Source organism: Wolbachia endosymbiont of Drosophila barbarae, from assembly GCF_044752445.1.
Lineage (GTDB): Bacteria > Pseudomonadota > Alphaproteobacteria > Rickettsiales > Anaplasmataceae > Wolbachia > Wolbachia pipientis.
This window is the reverse complement of record NZ_JBIXJM010000113.1, coordinates 1-4006: the sequence shown is the minus strand read 5'-3', so window position 1 is coordinate 4006 and position 4006 is coordinate 1. Positions and strand designations below refer to the sequence as shown.

General features: G+C 35.3%; 3 protein-coding genes. All 3 read right to left on the bottom strand.

Annotated elements, in window-relative coordinates; all coding sequences use genetic code 11:
- Positions 1-61: 61 nt before the first annotated feature.
- On the bottom strand, positions 62-1909 hold the full coding sequence (locus tag ACIPNH_RS01520; protein WP_400771244.1) for an ankyrin repeat domain-containing protein: 1848 nt from the start codon (positions 1907-1909) through the stop codon (positions 62-64).
- Between the two features lie 207 nt (positions 1910-2116).
- The gene (gene trxB / locus ACIPNH_RS01515; protein WP_400771241.1) at positions 2117-3055 is read right to left on the bottom strand and encodes a thioredoxin-disulfide reductase; all 939 of its coding nucleotides are present in this window, start codon (positions 3053-3055) and stop codon (positions 2117-2119) included.
- Positions 3042-3641: a peroxiredoxin gene (locus tag ACIPNH_RS01510; RefSeq protein WP_155969063.1), complete on the bottom strand. Its 600-nt coding sequence runs from the start codon at positions 3639-3641 to the stop codon at positions 3042-3044. Before ACIPNH_RS01510 ends, trxB begins: the two co-directional genes overlap by 14 nt.
- Positions 3642-4006: the final 365 nt, after the last annotated feature.

The window sequence follows — 4006 nt, the reverse complement described above, 5'->3', positions numbered from 1 at the left end:
ACTCAACCTCCTTATCATCTTCTATCCTTATCTTATCACATCCGGACTTCTATGAAAAGAGCTATAAATTACAACATCCTAATAAAAAAAAAGCCAGTGCAACTGCTGTAAAGAAAGCACTTATTATCCCTGGATAATCTTCTATTACTAAACATGCAACAACAGTATATACTCCAAGCAATATAAAACATGCAGAAGCGTAGTTGCTTAGTTTTCTACCAGAAGAAATTGCTTGCGAGGATTTTTCGTTTTTATTACTACGGAGCAGTCTATTTTCTGATAAAAGCCTATCTCTTTCTTCCCTTACTTGTTTCAAATCTCTTTTTAATCGTGAAATTTCGACAGTGTCGCTTGCTCTTCCACACACAATTCTATTAAGTCGAGTTACTTCACTATTTAGATCATTGATTTTTGTTTTTTGAGCCGATTTTTCCTGCCTTAAATCTTCTTCTAACTGTGAAATTTTGTCAATGCCTCTCGTTCTTTCGCATACGACCCTATCCAGCTCTCGTTCTTTTTCTATGAGTTGAGCTTTCGTTCTTTCAAGTTCACCTTTAAGTTCTTGTATAACTTGCTCAGAACCTACCGGTATATCATTCGTACTTGCCAAAGGTTGTAATGTATTTGCAGGAAATTTTTCATTTAGATAATTTACAATAGACTCGATTGGATTATTAACATTTCTCCATGCAGCAATAATAATTGCATAATTCATGAAGTCATTATCTTCTACTAATTTTTTTACATCATCTAAATCTTTTTTATTAATAGTACCGGTTAATCGCTCTGTAATAGCTTGTTCAATTGTTTGCTTTAATTGTGCATACTGCTCGTAACTAAAATCTAGGTCTTTATGTTTTAAAAGTTTTGTCAATACTTCTTTTTCATCTTCTGTTATCGTTCGTAAACATAATCGAATAATTAAGCTAAGTGGTGTTTTTATTCTTCCATCTTGGGTTCTTCTCCAGCAATTAGGATGAAGCTCTTGATTCAATAGTGTTTTCGCTTGGCAAATATTTCCGCTAGAAAGAGCAGCTAATAATTCTTTTCCTTTCTGTGCTTTTTGTATTTCTATTATCAAATGCCCAGCACGATTTTGTCTAGCACATTCCTCAGGATTTTGATGGTTTTTATTGGTTAGATAAGTGTTTATGTTTGGATGACTTAGTAAGAGTTGTAAAGTTTTCTTTTGTTGAAAGCACATTGCTAGATGCAAAACTGTATTGTTATTATTTTGTTCAGAAATATTAACATCTATGCTCCGGTGCAGTAGGAGCAACCTAATCATATTCTGATATTCTTTTTCTGTTTCAGAGCTTGCAGACAAATTAGTAACTATGGACATCAAAGGTGTCATGCCTTCTTTATCAAACGCATTAACCGCACCCTCTGCCAGAGCTTCTTTAAAATCTTCTAGGTTTCCATCATCAATAGCCTTAAATAACAGCAATGTAACCATTTCCTTTAGCACAGGTTGCTGCCTATCATAGACACGGGCCCTAGCAATAATCATTAAAGGTGTCATGCCCTTCTCATCACGTGCATAAACATCCGCACCTTCTTTTATAGCTTGTTTAAAATTTTCTAGGTTTTTATCACCAATAGCTTTAAATAACTGTTTTGTAGTGAGCAATTTAGTCATTTCCTTTAACGTAATTTTTTGCTTATCACTGCTAACAGCACAGGCACTCTTATTAGATAAAACATTCACTAACTTATCCTTTATAGACTCCAAAGGTCTCATGTTCTTCTCATCACGTGCATAAACATCCGCACCTTCTTCTATAGCCTGTCTAAAATCTTCTAGATTTTCATCATCAATAGCTTTAAATAACTTTTGTGTCGGTGCATCTAGAGTTCTCTGATATCTGTAACCATTAGTATTTGTCCTATTCTCTCCATAAAGCATATTAAACCCATCTAATAATTTACTAACATAATTATGTAAAAAAAAAGGAAAATTGCAAGCAATTTATCTATAGCTAACCCAAGAAAGGTGTCATACCGCCACGGTATCTCAGCATAGATTCCGCTAACAAGTAGCGGAATGACGAATTTTTGTTTTTAAAATTATCGGTAAACTTAAGTCACTTTAGCTATAAAATCCTAGAATTAACTACGACTCCAAAAACTTTTCTGCATCAAGCGCAGCCATGCATCCTGTTCCTGCTGCAACTACTGCTTGACGATATACCTTATCTTGAACATCACCTGCAGCAAACACTCCTGCCCTACTAGTTAAAGTTGTTCCAGGTTTTGTAATGATGTAACCCTGCTCATCCATTTCAACAAAGCCTTTAAAAATACCCGTATTTGGTGCATGCCCAATTGCAATGAACACTCCATCGACTTTCAATTCTTGAGCTTCCGTTGATTTAACTATAATACCAGTAACTTTCTTCGGATTTTCTTCTCCAAGAATCTGCTCTACGGTATGGTTCCACATTACTTTTATTTTATCATTTTTAAAGAGTCTATCTTGCATTACTTTTTCCGCTCTTAATTTATCACGCCTGTGTATTAATATCACTTCTTTGGCAAATCGAGTTAAAAATATTGCTTCTTCAACAGCAGTGTTTCCACCACCAATCACAGCTACAACTTTATTCCTAAAAAATGCACCATCGCAAGTCGCACAAGCTGAAACCCCATAACCCTGAAATTTCTTTTCACTTTCTAAACCAAGCCACTTCGCTTGCGCACCGGATGCAATTATAATTGCATCTGAATAGTAGTCATTAGTATTACCAGAAGATCTAAATCTATACTCATTAAAATCCTCAAGTTGTTCAACGCTTTTTATCTCATCATCTATTATTTTTGCTCCAACCTTTTCTGCATGCAACCTCATTTGCTCCATTAGTTCTGGACCCTGTATTGAAACAAAACCAGGATAGTTTTCAACATCTGTAGTAATTGTAAGCTGACCACCAGGCTGCATTCCCGTTACTACAATTGGCTCTAAGTTTGCACGTGCTGAATATATAGCGGCAGCATAACCCGCTGCCCCAGATCCAATAATAAGAACTTTTGTACTAAATTTATAATTCTTCACTGTATGAGTTTAGATAATCAGCTACTCCTTCATCGCTTGCCTGCATTGCTGGCTTACCTTTCTTCCACCCTGCTGGACATACTTCACCATGCTCCTCATTATGTTTAATTGCATCAACGATTCTAACGAATTCATCGATATTACGCCCTAAAGGCAAATCATTTATCGATTGATGACGTACAATAAATTTATCATCAATAACGAAAGTTGCTCTCAGCGCAATTGAGTCATCATATAAGACCCCATAGTCTCTTGATATAGACTTTTTGATATCAGACACTAAAGTGTAGCTAATCTCTCCAATACCACCATCATTAACTGGAGTGTTTCGCCATTTATAATGTGAAAATTTTGAATCTACACTTATTCCTATCACTTCAACACCACGCTTTGCAAACTCATTTATTCTATTATTGAGCGATATCAATTCAGTTGGGCAAACAAAAGTAAAATCAAGTGGATAGAAAAAAAGGACAGCATACTTATTTTTTATGCGCTTACTCAGACAGAAATCATCAACAATTTCTCCGCCGGAGAGAACAGCTGGAGCAGTAAAATCGATAGCAGATTTTGTTACAAGATTCATAATTGACCTATTCTTTTAAAACAACTCTAATTTTACATCTTGATAAACTTATATGCAAGTTTTCTTTAGTTTTAGTCCTATAAAAACTTCCTCAAGTAGCTCTTCTTTTTTACCGATAAGATACAATCCAGATTGGAATACTGAGTTGGTGAGTATAAAATTCTACATCATGCCGCCGCGAACCGTCATACCGCCACGGTATCTCTAGATCCCGCTAACAAGTAGCGGGATGAAGGTTGTCGTTTAGCTATAAATGTTAAAAAATTTGCCAAACGAAAAAAAAGGCAAAAGAAGTCCCGTGGTTGGCTAATTACTTACATTATACTTTCAAGTATGGCGTTTTTTTATTCTAAACGTTTAATAAC

Bases quoted from the DNA above. Each gene is read 5' to 3' on its own strand.
- ACIPNH_RS01520 (WP_400771244.1), bottom strand. From the start codon at position 1,909: ATGCTTTATGGAGAGAATAGGACAAATACTAATGGTTACAGATATCAG.
- ACIPNH_RS01510 (WP_155969063.1), bottom strand. From the start codon at position 3,641: ATGAATCTTGTAACAAAATCTGCTATCGATTTTACTGCTCCAGCTGTT.